Consider the following 14,119-nt stretch of genomic DNA (forward strand, 5'->3'; position numbering starts at 1 on the left):
GAGCCGTACGACGAGGGGCCCGGCACACCGTGTGTGCCGGGCCCTGATGCGTGTCGGAGAAGGCTGAGGGGCGGGTTACAGATACGGGCCCGAGCGGATCGGACCGTGCGGGTCCGCGCCGCCCCCCTCGTCGTCGTGCGCCGATCCGGGCGGCAGCGCGCGGCGCATCTGCTCCAACTGGGCGCGGGCCGCCATCTGCTGGGCGAACAGCGCCGTCTGGATGCCGTGGAAAAGACCCTCCAGCCACCCCACGAGCTGCGCCTGGGCGATCCTCAGCTCGGCCTCGGAGGGCACCGAGTCCTCCGTGAACGGCAGGGAGAGCCGCTCCAGCTCCTCGACCAGCTCCGGGGCCAGTCCGTCCTCCAGCTCCTTCACGGAACCGGCGTGGATCTCCTTGAGCCTGACCCGGCTCGCCTCGTCGAGAGGAGCCGCCCTGACCTCCTCCAGCAGTTGCTTGATCATGCTGCCGATGCGCATGACCTTCGCGGGCTGTTCCACCATTTCCGTCACCGGGACCTCGCGCGACTCGTCGTCACTGGCACCGCCGCCGACAGCCATTCCGTCCTGGCCCACGACAAGGACCTGCGGGTGCTCCTGCGACCGGTCATTCCTCGGCATTTCCATGCCGCCATTGTCTCGCACACCTGCCGTACACAAGGGTGGTGCCCCCGAGAACGGATGATCCACCGTCCTCGGGGGCACCGGAACTCCTCAGCGAGCCCCCGGAAGGGACCGTCCCGACCCGCGTGGCGGAGGGGACCGCCCCTCCCCGCGCGTCATCCCGCGCGCCGCGCCAGCGTCTGGCGGGAGCTGGTGAGCGCGGCCGCCAGCAGCCCGGCGAGCACCGGGACGACCAGGGCCAGCAGCCCGAGGGTCTCCCACGGCATCACGATCGGCGTGTAGGCCGACTGCATCGGGTCCGCCCGCATCTCCGCCAGCGCCGCGCGCAGGTCGGTCAGGCGCAGGGCGATCGCGGGCACGAGCCCCGCCGCTGTCCCCAGCAGGACCCCGGTCGCGGCGACGACCAGACACTGGAAGCCGGACAGCGACCGGCGCAGGCCCGGCGGCGCGCCGACCGCGCTGAGCGTGGTGAGGTCGGCCTCCGCGTCGGCCTTGGACAGCCCGGTCGTGATGGCCGCCGCGCCGAGGGTCACCACCCCGGCGAAGAGGGCGAGGATCAGCAGGATCGTGTCGTCCTCGGTCCGGAGCTCCTCGTCCGAGGCCATCAGGTACGCCTTGTTCCCGGCCTGGTCGAGCGCCGCGTACGCCGCCTGGCGCTCGGCGTCCGTGGCCTCCCGGCCGAGCGTGTAGAAGCTCCCGTAGTCCTCGACGTGCAGCCCCAGCCGCTCGGCGGTCTTCCGCGGCATGACCATCCGGATGCCGGGAGTCGCCGCGTACCGGTCGGGGGCGACGTACACCTTCAGCCGGTCCGTGGTGGTGCGGGCCTTGCCGGGGTGCCGGGCCCGGTTCTTCTCGTCCCGGGCGCTGTAGGTGTGGGTGGCCTTGAGGGTGACCTCGCCGTTCTTGGCGTACGCCGAGTTCAGCAGGACGGGCATGCCCGCCTCCAGGGCCTTCGCTGCCGCCGGGTCGTCGAGCTTCACGTACGTGCGGAGAACGTCCACGCCCCCGATGACGATCTTGTGATCGTCGGTGCCGAACGCGACCATCGTGTAGTTCTCGTCCATGCAGGCCGGGGAGTTCATCACGCGCTTGTGCTCGTCGGCCGAGAGCCGCAGGGCGAGTTCCTCGGCTCCCTTGCCCTTCAGCGGGCAGCTGTGGCCCTTTCCCGTGGGCTTGACGAGCTGAAGCTCGCCGCAGCCGTTCTCCTCCTGGTGATGGACCGAGCAGTCGCTGCCGGCCCAGACCCGGCCGAAATCGGCGGCCCCGCCGCTGACCGGGTAGTTCTGCTCGACGGCCGCGCGGGAGCGGGGCAGGTCGGCGCCGATGTCGGACGCCGACAGAGCGAGGGTGCCCGGGGTCATGTTCGGCACGTAGTCGTACGCCTGCTCGGCGGCGCTGCTGCTGGTGTACGTGGCGATGGCGACGCTGCCCGCGACGGCCGCCATCACGGCGGCGACGGCGGGAGCGGTGCGCCCACGGTTGCGGGCCGCGTCGCGCAGGGCGATCCGGGGGGTCAGCGGAAGCCTCCGGCCGAGCCGTCCGAGGAGGCCGACGATCACCGGGATGCAGCCGAGCACACCGAGTTCGGCCAGGACGGAGCCACCGGCGACGAAGGCGGTGTCGCCCGCCACCCCGCCGTACACCGCGACGGTGACGCCGGCCGTGAGCGCGATGGCGCCGATGACGGGCAGCACGCGGGAGCCGCGCCGGGTGCCGCGCCGACCGGTGAGCGATTCCAGGACCGACTGGCGGCCCGCGACGATCGCCGGGGCGAGCGCGGCGAGGACGCCGGTGACCAGGCCGAGCACGGCGATGCCGAGGATCTCCCAGGGCCGTACGGTCAGTTCGCCGAAACGGCTGCCCGTGTAGTCCTCGATCACCGGGTGGAACAGCGCGGTCAGGCCGAATCCGGCGACCACTCCGGCGACCGCGCCGACCCCGCCGAGCACCGCGCCGCCGGCGAGCACCATGGACCGGACCTGGCCCCGGCTGCCGCCGCACGAGCCGACGAGGCCCAGTTGGCGGCGCGAGCGCCGGGCGCCCACGGCGAACGCCGGGCCGGCCAGCAGCACGATCTCCAGGACGGCCATGGCGGCCACCGTCAGGACCGCCGCGGTCGTCTCCACCTCGGTGGAGTACCCGCTGCTCATCGCGGACATGGGGACCTCGGAGTCCGGCGGCGGGTCCAGGGCGACCTGGCGGGACGTGACCACCACACCCCTCTCGTTGGCCGCGAGGATGTCCTGCCAGGTCACACCCGCTCCCGCGGGCCCCTTCACCAGCCACAGCGGGTCGCTCGGCTGGGGTGGCAGGACGGCCTTGTCGCGGTCGGCGGTCCTCTGCCACGGGGCGATGACCGAGCCGGGGAGCGCGTAGAGGGATTCGGCCCGCAGATCGGCGGGGAGTTCGACCGTGCCGGTGAGGGTGTAGGTCTGCTCGGGACCGCGCACGGTGACGGTGTCGCCGAGGGACAGTCCGGCCGCTTCGGCGAAGGCCGTGGTCGCGGCGATCTCGTCACGCTTGCGCGGGAAGGCCCCGTCGGTCAGCTCGATCCGGCCGCGCACCAGCGGGTCGGAGACGGACAGTTCGCTGATCTCGGTGTCGGCGATGCCGTGCCGGGTGGTCACCGACGCGGGCACGCTGCGCTCGGTCAGGTAGCGGGAGCCCTCGGGGAGGGCGGCCTTCACGTCGACCGGCTTCGCCTGCACCTCGGGGGACGGGTCGGGTGTGCCCGGAGGGGTGCCCCAGTTGACGCCGTCGGGCATCTGCTGGAGTTTCACCGGGCCCATGCCCGTGGACCTGAACCGGGCGTCGGCCGATCCCAGCTCCGCCGTCAGCTCCTCGGCCCGGGTCGGCAGGGCGCTGCGGTAGGTGAGGTCGGCGGCGGTGACGCCGAGGACCGGGAGGGCGATCATCGCGACGACCAGGGCGCTGCGGCCCTTGGCTCGTACGGCGTCGCGTCGGGCTGTGCGGAAGGCGGCGCGCCAGCCGGAGAGGACGCTCACCTGGCGGCCTCGGTGGTGGTGGGGAGCAGCGAGTCCGCTCCGGTGGTCAGTGTCTGGTCGACGATCGAGCCGTCGCGGAGGAACACGACCCGGTCGGCCCAGGCCGCGTACCGGGGTTCGTGGGTCACCATGACGGCGGCCGCTCCCTGGTCGCAGCGGGTGCGCAGGAGGGCGAGGACGGTCTCGCCGGTCTCGGAGTCGAGCGCTCCGGTGGGCTCGTCGGCGAGCACGAGGCGGCGGTCCCCGACGAGGGCGCGGGCGATGGCGACGCGCTGCTGCTGGCCGCCGGACATCTCGTCGGGGAAGCGGTCGGCGATCTCCTCCAGCCTCATCTCGGCGAGCGCGGCGAGCGCCTCCTTGCGGGCCTTGCGCACCGGGACGCCGTCGAGTTCGCGGGGCAGTGCGATGTTCTCGGCGGCGGTCAGGGCCGGGATGAGGTTGTAGTCCTGGAAGACGTAGCCGACGCTGCGGCGGCGCAGGGCGGCCATCCCCTTGGGTCCGAGGGCGGCGATGTCCTGCCCCTCGATGACCACCTGGCCGCTGGTGGCGGTGTCGAGGCCGCCGGCCAGGGTCAGCAGGGTGGACTTGCCGGAGCCGGAGGGTCCCATGACGGCGACCAGTTCGCCCGCGTGCACGGAGAGCTGGATGCCGCGCAGGGCGTGCACCTCGGCGACGCCGGAGCCATGGGTACGGGTCAGCGCCCGCAGTTCGAGTACGGGGCTGCCGCCGGGCGTCCCGGAGGACGGCGGGGGCGGCGGTGTGGCGGACGAAGACATGGTGGGAGGTCCCCCCTGGGAACGGCGTGGTCGGGTGTGGGCGGCGCCGGGGTCCGTGGTGCCGCACGGGCCGCTCGTACGGCACCGGGCCGGTCGCTACGGCACCGGCGGACGGCACGGGCACACGGCGTCGGTGTACGGCACGGGGCACACGGCACCGGCATCGGTGTACGGCAGGGGTGCCGGGCCGTACGGGACGGAGGCGTCGGGGTCAGCGCCGGGAACGGGTCCGGCCGGACAGGGCGCGGGTGGCGGCGGGGCCGGGCTCGGGTGTGGGCTCGGTGGCGGCGGCCTCGGCGAGGCGGACGAGGCGGGACTCGCAGTGGTCGAGCCAGCGGGCCTCGGCCTCCGCCTGGAAGATCAGCTGTTCCACGACGAGCAGCCAGGCGACCTCGTCACGGTTGGCCGGGACGTCGGCCAGGGCGCGGGCCTTGAGCCGGGTGTAGTCCTGCATGGCCTTGAGCGTGTGATGGCGCTGGGACTGGATGACCTCACGGATGTCGACCTCCGGCGCCCCCACGGCCATGGCCAGCTTGATGGCCAGCTCGTCACGGGGCGGACTGGTGCGGTCCACGGGGGTCTCGAACCAGGTGCGCAGTTCGGTCCGGCCCGCGTCGGTGATCACGTAGAGGTCGTGGCCGGCGTCGTCCGCGCCGTCCTGGACGACCATGCCGTCGCGCTCCAGGCGGCTGAGCGTCGTATAGACCTGGCCGACGTTCAGGGGCCAGGTGGAGCCGGTGCGCGACTCGAACTCGGTGCGGAGCCGGGACCCGTAACGAGGGCCCCGTTCCAGCAGGGCCAGAAGGCCGTGGCGAATGGACATACTGAGTATGTATACCGAGTATGCTCATCCTGGCAAATGTCGCCGGGATCGGTGACGCGGCTGTGACGAGCCGGGCAGCCGGGCCTTCCGCTCGCGGGGGTCAGTTCGCCCGGCGCAGACGGAACGCGAGGAAGCCGATCCCCATCCCGACCAGAGCGATGCCCGTGCCGAGCGAGACCTGCTGCACCCGCCGCAGGGACGCGGCGTCCAGCGCGCGGGCGGCGGCGCGCTGCGCCGGGTCGGTGAAGGCGTCGGGCGGCGGGGTGGAGACGGGCAGATCGACGGGGTCGACACGGCTCTCGCCGGACTGCTCCTCCCCGACCGGTGGCTCGGCCGCCGCAGGTTCCCACGGCGGGAGCGACCGTCCGGGACGCGCCTTGCCGGCCCCGGCCTCGCGCCCGGCCAGCGGGGCGGTCGATCCGGAGACCTCGGGGGAGGCGGAAGGGGATGGGGACGTTCCGGGCGCGTCGACACCGGGCGCGCCGTGCCCGCTCGCCGTGGAGGACGGCACGGGCCGCTCCCCCGGTGATCCGGCGAACGGGACGCCGGAGGGCAGGGGCAGATCGGGCAGGGGCAGGCCGGAGGGGTGTGCCGCGGGGGAGCCGGAGCTCGTGCGGGCGGGTCGTGACGCGCCCGATGCGGGCGGTGCGGCGGACGCGGCGGGACGCGACGCCTCGGGGGCCGACGCGGTGAGGGGCGGGCCGTCCGGCGGCGGCGAACCGTGGGCGGAGCCGCCCAGCGGCCCCAGCGCCGCTCCGGCCGCCGCCAGCAGATAGACCGCACACCTCGACGACCATGAGGCCGGCTGTCCTGGAGCCATGGGATCAGCGTCACACGGGCCACTTCATCCGGCATCCCGGATGTGCGATCCGGACATACCCGGCTGGTCAGCGGTCGCTCATGGGTGACGAGACGGACTCCGGGGCCCCGAAACGATCAGCTTCGGACACGGGCGGTCGGCTTCCCGACCGTCGGCCCACGAGCGTTTCGGGAGCTCCGCGCCGACGCCTCGGAGCGGTGTCCCCGCCGTCGGTTCAGGAGGGGTTTCAGGAGGGCTTACCGGTGGAGACCTTCAGCTCGAAGTGGGCGCCGCGCTCGGGGACCGCCGCACCGGAGGACGGGAACTGTCCGACGACCTGGCCGTCCGCGTACGTGTTGCCCGGCTCCGCGATCTCCTTGATCGTCCAGCCCGCGGCGGCCGCACATGCCTTCGCCGAGAGGATGTCCTTGTAGATGAAGTTGGGCGCGCGGACCTTCTGCGGGTCGTTGGAGTCCTCGGAGGCGTTCGAGCAGTCCGTGTCGTCCATCGTCCGGTTGCGCTCCGGCGGGCGGTAGCCCTCCACCTGCTCCGTGGTGCCCGGGTCGCCGTCCTTGCCCGCCTCGTCGTCCTTGCCCCCCTGGAGGGCGATCGCGGTGATCAGGCCGCCGATCGCCAGCAGCGCCACGACGATCGAACCGACGACGACCGGCATGTTCCGCTTCGGCCCGCCGCGGCCGGTGGTGCCCACGGACGTCGAGTGCTGCGGGCTGACCGCGTACGGCGGCGGCGTCGGGTGGGAGAGCGGGCCCGCGGTCCGGTACCCCTGGCCCGCCTGCGGATAGCCGTAGCTGGGCGTGGGCGCGGGGGTCGGCTGCCCGTACGGTCCGGGCTGCTGCGGGTGCGGCTGGTACGGCGTCTGGACGCCGTGGGGGGCCGGGACGCTCTGGTCGACGGGCGGGAACACCGCCGAGCCGACGCCGGAGCCGCTGTTGGCGGGACCGCCGCCGGCCACGATCACCGGGGCGCCGGTCTGGCCGCCGGAGGCGTTCAGCACACGGGCGATCTCGTCGCGCATCGCGGCGGCGCTGGGGAAGCGCTCGTTCGGGTTCTTCTTGAGCGCGCGGGCGACGAGGGCGTCCATCGCCGGGGTCACCGACCGGTTGATGCTGGAGGGCGCGACCGGCTCCTCCTGCACGTGCGCGTACGCGATGGCCAGCGGCGAGTCCGCGTCGAACGGGATGCGGCCGGTGAGCAGCTGGAAGAGCATGATGCCGACCGAATACAGGTCGGACCGGGCGTCGACCCCCCGGCCGAGCGCCTGCTCGGGGGAGAGGTACTGGGGGGTGCCGACGACCATGCCGGTCTGCGTCATCGAGGTGACGCCGGACTGCATGGCGCGGGCGATGCCGAAGTCCATGACCTTGACCACACCGCGCTTGGTCATCATCACGTTGCCGGGCTTGATGTCGCGGTGGACCAGGCCCATCTCGTGGCTGGTCTCCAGCGCGGCGAGCACGTCCGCCGTCACCTTGAGCGCCTTGTCGGCGGGCATCGCGCCGTGGTCGCGGATGTCCGCGGCCAGCACCGAGCCGAGCGGCTGCCCCTCGACGTACTCCATGACGATGTACGGCATCAGCGCACCGCCGAGCTCGTCCTCGCCGGTGTCGAAGACGGAGACGATGTTGGTGTGCTGGAGCTTGGCGACGGCCTGTGCCTCACGCCGGAACCGCTCGCGGAAGGACTGCTCGCGGCCCAGTTCGGTGTGCAGGGTCTTGATCGCGACCTGGCGGTCCAGCGCGGAGTCGTAGGCCAGGTATACGGACGCCATCCCGCCTTCGCCGAGCAGGTCCCGCAGTTGGTAGCGGCCGCCCGCCACGGCTCCGCCCGCGTAGCGGCCCTGTGCGCCGTCCTGGCTCATGACTTGCATCCCCCTCGCCGGCGCGCGGTCGCACGCGGTGTTTCTGTAGGACGTGATTGCGTGCGACGCGGTTCCGTACAACGCGATTACGCGCCAAGTCTGCCGCAGGGGTCCGACACGTCAAGCCGGGTGCCCGTTCCGTGACCCTACGCACGGGAAGCGTCTCGGAAGCGTTACAGGAAACGCCGACAATTCACCGGGAGGACGCGCCGGGGCGGGCAGATGATCCTGCCGGAGCGGAACCGGGGTGTCCGCGGAAGCCTGTAGCGTGACGTGGCAATGCAGCAAGGCACCGTGAGAACCCGCGGACGCGCGGACAGATACGACGGCGAGGACTGATGGCACCCGATTCCGAAGCAAACGGCGGCGGAGTTTCGGATGGCACCGACTCCTGGGGCGTCGGCGGCGTCGTCGGTGACGGACGTTACCGGATGACCCACCGGCTCGGCCGGGGCGGCATGGCGGAGGTCTACGCGGCGGAGGACGTCCGGCTCGGACGGACCGTCGCGGTGAAACTTCTCCGTTCCGACCTGGCCGAGGACCCGGTCTCCAAGGCGCGGTTCACCCGCGAAGCACAGTCCGTCGCGGGCCTCAACCACCACGCGATCGTCGCCGTGTACGACTCCGGCGAGGACGTCGTGGGCGGCCAGACCGTCCCCTACATCGTGATGGAGCTGGTCGAGGGGCGCACCATCCGCGACCTGCTCCTGACCGCCGAGGCCCCGCCGCCCGAGCAGGCGCTGATCATCGTCTCGGGGGTGCTGGAGGCCCTCGCGTACTCGCACCAGCACGGCATCGTGCACCGCGACATCAAGCCCGCCAACGTGATCATCACGGACTCCGGCGCGGTCAAGGTGATGGACTTCGGCATCGCCCGCGCGCTGCACGGCGCGCAGTCGACGATGACCCAGACCGGCATGGTCATGGGCACGCCGCAGTACCTCTCCCCCGAGCAGGCGCTCGGCAAGGCCGTCGACCACCGTTCCGACCTCTACGCCACGGGCTGTCTGCTCTACGAGCTGCTGGCGCTGCGTCCCCCGTTCACCGGCGAGACCCCGCTCTCGGTGGTCTACCAGCACGTCCAGGACATCCCGGTGCCGCCGTCCGAGGTCTCGGACGTGGTGCCGCCGGAGCTGGACGGCATGGTGATGCGCTCGCTCGCCAAGGACCCGGACGACCGGTTCCAGAGCGCCGAGGAGATGCGCGGCCTCATCCAGTACAGCCTGCAGATGCTCCAGGTGCAGGGCGGCCACACGGGCACCTGGAACACCGGGCCGGTCGCGCTGCACGAGGGCGGTCAGACCCCGGCGCACGGAATGACCGGCTCCACCCGTGCGATGGGTGCGGGCCACCCGATGCACGGGGACACCTCGCAGGGACCGATCCTTCCTCCGTACAACCCGGACGACGGGGGGTACGACGGCGGACAGCGGCGGTCCGGCGGGCGCGGCAAGATGTGGCTCTTCGTCCTGCTCGCGCTGATCGCGATCGGGGCGGGGGTCGCTTTCGCCGTCAACGCCGCGCAGGACAGCGGGGGCAAGAAGGGCCCGGTCACGCCGTCCACCTCGGTCAGCCAGTCCAAGGAGGAGCCCTCGGAGGAGCCGTCCGAGGAGGAGAGCGACGAGCCGACGGAGCCGGACACCTCCAGCGGCGGCCAGACGCAGCCGAACCCTCCGCCGTACACCCCGGACCCGACCCCGACCCGGCCGACGTTCTCCCCGGACCCGACCCAGACCGGCACGGATCCGGGTACGTCGGACGGCAGCGCCAACGAGGGCGGCAGCGGCGAGCCCAGCGGTGAGCCCAGCGACCCGGCCACCGATCCCGGCACACCGGGTGGCGCCGGGGACGACGGCGGCGCCGGCGGCGAGGACGACGGCGGTACGGGGACCACCCCCGGCGGCGACGTGTCGGCCGGCGGCACCACGCCGTAACAACTCCGACGGCACCCCAGTTCTGCCGCACCGCGCTGAGCCCGGCGTGCGCCACCACGGCGCACGCCGGGCTCACGCGTGAGCGCCCCCTCGTGCGCTGCGCTCACTCCGTGAAGGCCGCGCACACCGCCTCGTACTCCCGCGTCCACCACACCGCCAGGGCCGACACCGCGGGGAACTGCGGGTCGGCCCTGCGGTCGTCGAGGCGGTAGCGCCAGCGGAGTATCCAGAAGTCGTTGAGCCGCTCCCACCACACCCGGTGCACCGCGGCCGCCAGCTCGGCGGCCCCCGCCCCGGCGGTCCGCCGGTACGCGCGGGCGTACGCCCGGACCTTCGCGAGGTCCAGCTCCCCGACGGGCCGGACGAAGAAGATCGCCGCCGCCCGGACCGCCTCCTCGGCGCGCGGCTGTACGTCCAGCCGGTCCCAGTCCACGATGGCGACCGGGTCGGCGCCCCGGTAGAGCAGGTTCAGCGGGTGGAAGTCCCCGTGCACCCAGCCGGTGGCGGGCCGGTCCGGGGTGGGCGGGCGGCGGTGGGCGTGCTGTTCGAGCAGGGCGCGCCGTTCCACGAGCCGGTGCACGGCGAGTTCGTCGAAGGCGTCGCGCGGGGTGTCCCGTCCGTCCTGCCCGCGTGCGGCGTCCAGCAGGTCGTCGATCAGCGCGAAGGTGTCGGCGGCGTCCGGGCTGTGGTGGCCCCGCCGGCCGGGCGGGTTCGCCGCATGCGGTCCGTCGCGCGGGGCCATCACCTGTTCCAGCCCGGTGTGCACGGCGCCGAGGAGCGCCCCGAGGCGGCGCGACTGGGCGAGGGTGAGCTGGGCGCCGACCCGGTGGAGGCCGTCGACCCAGGGGTGCAGGGCGTAGCACCGCTCGCCGATCACCGTGACGGTGTCGCCTCGGGCGTCCGTCAGCGGCGGCACGACGGGCACACCGAGCGACTTCAGGCGCTGGGTGGCGCGGTGCTGGCGCACGATCGCGGCGCGTTCACCGCTCGGATCGTCGAGGTGCTTCTTGTCGAGGTGGTGCTTGAGGAAGTAGGAGCCGCTCGTGGTGGAGACGCGGTATCCGTGGTTCAGCAGGCCCTTGGTGATCGGCTCGCAGGCGAGCGGCTCGCCCACGTCCGGATAACGGCGCAGCACCTCGCCGACCGGGGGAACAGGCGGGCGAGTGACATATGAGCGCGGCACTTACCAGATGTTAGATCACTCTGCGTGTTCGCTTCGCGGAGTTGCGGTCACCCCTGGCGATGCGCTAGGGAAGCCGCGCTGCCGCGGGCCCCGCCGTCCGCAGACGCGCTGCCGTGTTCGACGCCTCGGAAGGGCGGTCGGCGACTCGACGGTTCAGAAGGTCAGCCGGTGTTCCGTGGCGAAGTGCGGATCGACCCGGAGGTAGGCCGGTGTGTAGGGCTCACCGTTCACGGAGACGGGCGCGGCTCCGAACAGTTCCTCCTGCTCGGGGCAGGGGTGCACGATCTCGGCGGGCCCGGTGAACTGTACCGACCACAGGTCGCCGCCGTCGCCGGAGACGCTGCCGCTGTAGTTGTCCGCCCCGTAGGCGACCACGCTCCCGTCGCACGCCTCGTGGTGGCCGAAGCCGCCGTGCATCCGCAGCAGGATGTGTCCGTCGCTCACGATGTGCCGGGCGACCGACAGGAACGGCAGCGCCCGCATGCTGGTGGCGAGGCGGCCGTACGGGACCCGTCGCAGCAGCTCGATCGGCTCGACCTTCTCGGCCCGCCCGGTCCGTGCCGCCGGGGCGGTCCGCTCCGCCCGCGCGGCCCGCTCGGTCGTGCCGGTCACGGCGCGCCGGATCGCCTCGGTCGCGGGGAGTTCGTCGAAGGACATGGCCTCCACTGTTCCCCGGACGTAGGGGCCGCGTAAGAGTCGCCTGCCCCACGTGACGCGGGACCAAAGTCCCGGGCGGCCGTCTCCGGCCGCAGGCCCACGGCCGGAGACGGCCGCCCGGCGCACGGTGTTGAGGGCCTACGGCCGGGGCCGAGGGCGTACGGTCGGCGCGGACCGAGGGGTACGGCAGGGTGGGCTCCGAGGGGTACGGCAGGGTGGGCTGAGGGCCCACTGGCCGGGCCGAGGCCCTACCTGCGGGGCGGTCCGGGACTCAGCGGCGTTCGGCCTGGAGGCGGGCGACGTACGCGGCGGCCTGCGAGCGGCGCTCCATGCCCAGCTTCGACAGCAGGCTGGAGACGTAGTTCTTGATGGTCTTCTCGGCCAGGTGCAGCCGCTCGCCGATGACCCGGTTGGTGAGCCCCTCGCCGATCAGGTCCAGGATCTTGCGTTCCTGCTCGGTCAGTCCGGCCAGCTTGTCGTCCTTCTTGCCGCTGCCGCCGTCCCGCAGCCGTTCCAGTACGCGGGCGGTCGCCACCGGGTCCAGCAGGGATTTCCCGGCCGCCACGTCCCGTACCGCATTCAGCAGTTCATCGCCCCGGATCGCCTTCAGGACATATCCCGACGCGCCCGCCATGATCGCGTCGAAAAGCGCCTCGTCATCGGCGTACGAGGTGAGCATCAGACAGGCGATGTTCTCGTCCCGGGAACGGACCTCCCGGCACACCTCCACCCCGCTGCCGTCCGGCAGCCGTACGTCGAGCACCGCAACGTCGGGGCGCGTCGCAGGAATCCGCACCAGGGCGTCCGCCGCCGTACCGGCCTCCCCGACCACCTCGATGTCCGGTTCGGAGGCGAGCAGCTCATGGACGCCACGCCGGACGACCTCGTGATCGTCGAGCAGAAATACCGTGATTTTTCCTTCTTCGCGCACGATCGCAGTCTCACATACTCGCCTCCGCTCCGCTCTTCCCTGGCGCTGATCCGCGGGATAACGTGCCGTTGTTCCGGCGGCCTGCAAGGCTGTTTCCAGTGCCCTGACCAGCAGAGCTTCGAGATTTTTTCGATTTACTTGGAAATCCAAGCAAAATCGCAGGTCAGATAGGGTTTCGCAGTTGTGCGAAGCACTGGGTAACGTGCCTATGACAGGGCGCTCGCCGGGGCACCTGTCACGCCTGATCCCGGCCGGCCGGCACCCACCCCGTGCGCGTCAGCCGGATTCAGGCGAGCCGCACTGGTTTCCCGGCAGACCCCGGGGGCCGGACCGACGGAGGAGCACGCACGTGACCGTGGAGAGTACTGCCGCCGCGCGCAAACCGCGACGCGCCAGTAAGCGCACCAGCGCCGCGAAGAAGCCGGAGAGTGCCGAGCCCCAGCTCGTACAGCTGCTCACGCCCGAGGGCGAACGCGTCGAGCACCCGGACTACAGCATCGACCTGAGCGCCGACGAACTGCGCGGCCTGTACCGGGACATGGTGCTCACCCGCCGCTTCGACGCCGAGGCGACCGCCCTCCAGCGCCAGGGCGAGCTGGGCCTGTGGGCCTCGCTGCTCGGCCAGGAGGCCGCGCAGATCGGCAGCGGCCGGGCCCTGCGTGACGACGACTACGTCTTCCCGACCTACCGTGAGCACGGGGTCGCCTGGTGCCGGGGCGTCGACCCGACCAACCTGCTCGGCATGTTCCGCGGCGTGAACCACGGCGGCTGGGACCCGAACAGCAACAACTTCCACCTGTACACGATCGTCATCGGCGCGCAGACGCTGCACGCCGCCGGCTACGCCATGGGCGTCGCCAAGGACGGTGCGGACTCCGCCGTGATCGCGTACTTCGGTGACGGGGCCTCCAGCCAGGGTGACGTCGCCGAGTCGTTCACCTTCTCCGCGGTCTACAACGCCCCGGTCGTCTTCTTCTGCCAGAACAACCAGTGGGCGATCTCCGAGCCCACCGAGCGCCAGACACGGGTGCCGCTCTACCAGCGAGCCCAGGGCTTCGGCTTCCCCGGCGTCCGTGTCGACGGCAACGACGTGCTGGCCTGCCTGGCCGTCACGCGTTCCGCGCTGGAGCGGGCCCGCCGGGGCGAGGGCCCGACCCTCGTCGAGGCGTTCACCTACCGCATGGGCGCGCACACCACCTCCGACGACCCGACGAAGTACCGGGCCGACGAGGAGCGGGCCGCCTGGGAGGCCAAGGACCCGATCCTGCGGCTGCGGGCGTACCTGGAGAAGGAGAAGTTCGCGGACGACGCCTTCTTCACCGCGCTCGACGAGGAGAGCGAGACCCTCGGCAAGCGGGTGCGTGAGACGGTGCGCGCGATGCCCGACCCGGACCCGATGGCCCTGTTCGAGCACGGCTACGCCGACGGCAACTCCCTCGTGGACGAGGAGCGCGCCCAGTTCGCCGCCTACCAGGCATCGTTCGCCGACTCTGCCGAGGAGGGCAAGTAGC

At 72.3% G+C, this 14,119-nt stretch carries 11 protein-coding genes; 2 read left to right on the top strand and 9 right to left on the bottom strand.

The features are described from left to right. Nucleotides 1–75: 75 nt before the first annotated feature. From QFZ71_RS14955 to QFZ71_RS14980, 6 genes are all read right to left on the bottom strand, one after another. Nucleotides 76–624 (bottom strand): bacterial proteasome activator family protein, encoded by a 549-nt coding sequence (locus tag QFZ71_RS14955; RefSeq protein ID WP_307668715.1) that lies wholly within the window; start codon nt 622–624, stop codon nt 76–78. A 152-nt stretch (nt 625–776) separates the two neighbouring features. Then, nucleotides 777–3,626 (bottom strand): FtsX-like permease family protein, encoded by a 2,850-nt coding sequence (locus QFZ71_RS14960; RefSeq protein ID WP_307668716.1) that lies wholly within the window; start codon nt 3,624–3,626, stop codon nt 777–779. Beyond that, a complete protein-coding gene (locus tag QFZ71_RS14965) occupies nt 3,623–4,402 on the bottom strand; it encodes an ABC transporter ATP-binding protein (RefSeq protein ID WP_307668717.1) in 780 nt (259 codons plus the stop codon). The genes QFZ71_RS14960 and QFZ71_RS14965 overlap by 4 nt, the downstream gene beginning before the upstream one ends. Before the next feature lie 211 nt (nt 4,403–4,613). Beyond that, the gene (locus QFZ71_RS14970; protein WP_307668718.1) at nt 4,614–5,225 is read right to left on the bottom strand and encodes a PadR family transcriptional regulator; all 612 of its coding nucleotides are present in this window, start codon (nt 5,223–5,225) and stop codon (nt 4,614–4,616) included. A gap of 100 nt (nt 5,226–5,325) precedes the next feature. Further along, a complete protein-coding gene (locus QFZ71_RS14975; protein ID WP_307668719.1) occupies nt 5,326–6,045 on the bottom strand; it encodes a hypothetical protein in 720 nt (239 codons plus the stop codon). A 226-nt stretch (nt 6,046–6,271) separates the two neighbouring features. Next, nucleotides 6,272–7,903: a protein kinase gene (locus QFZ71_RS14980; protein WP_307668720.1), complete on the bottom strand. Its 1,632-nt coding sequence runs from the start codon at nt 7,901–7,903 to the stop codon at nt 6,272–6,274. Between the two features lie 338 nt (nt 7,904–8,241). Between QFZ71_RS14980 and QFZ71_RS14985 the strand changes: the two genes are divergently transcribed. Next, nucleotides 8,242–9,837, top strand: coding sequence for a protein kinase (locus QFZ71_RS14985; protein ID WP_307668721.1), 1,596 nt, complete (start codon nt 8,242–8,244; stop codon nt 9,835–9,837). A gap of 103 nt (nt 9,838–9,940) precedes the next feature. Here the strand turns inward: QFZ71_RS14985 and QFZ71_RS14990 are convergent, their stop codons facing one another. The 3 genes from QFZ71_RS14990 to QFZ71_RS15000 form a co-directional block, all read right to left on the bottom strand. After that, nucleotides 9,941–10,972, bottom strand: a complete 1,032-nt coding sequence (locus QFZ71_RS14990; protein WP_307671462.1) for a phosphotransferase — start codon at nt 10,970–10,972, stop codon at nt 9,941–9,943. A gap of 201 nt (nt 10,973–11,173) precedes the next feature. Next, complete coding sequence (locus tag QFZ71_RS14995) at nt 11,174–11,677, bottom strand: pyridoxamine 5'-phosphate oxidase family protein (protein ID WP_307668722.1); 504 nt, start codon at nt 11,675–11,677, stop codon at nt 11,174–11,176. Nucleotides 11,678–11,948: 271 nt separating this feature from the next. Beyond that, nucleotides 11,949–12,608 (bottom strand): response regulator transcription factor, encoded by a 660-nt coding sequence (locus QFZ71_RS15000; RefSeq protein ID WP_307668723.1) that lies wholly within the window; start codon nt 12,606–12,608, stop codon nt 11,949–11,951. Nucleotides 12,609–12,957: 349 nt separating this feature from the next. Between QFZ71_RS15000 and pdhA the strand changes: the two genes are divergently transcribed. Further along, nucleotides 12,958–14,118 (top strand): pyruvate dehydrogenase (acetyl-transferring) E1 component subunit alpha, encoded by a 1,161-nt coding sequence (gene pdhA, locus QFZ71_RS15005; RefSeq protein WP_307668724.1) that lies wholly within the window; start codon nt 12,958–12,960, stop codon nt 14,116–14,118. Nucleotide 14,119: the final 1 nt, after the last annotated feature.

Origin of the sequence: Streptomyces sp. V2I9 (assembly GCF_030817475.1) — a bacterium.
Lineage (GTDB): Bacteria > Actinomycetota > Actinomycetes > Streptomycetales > Streptomycetaceae > Streptomyces.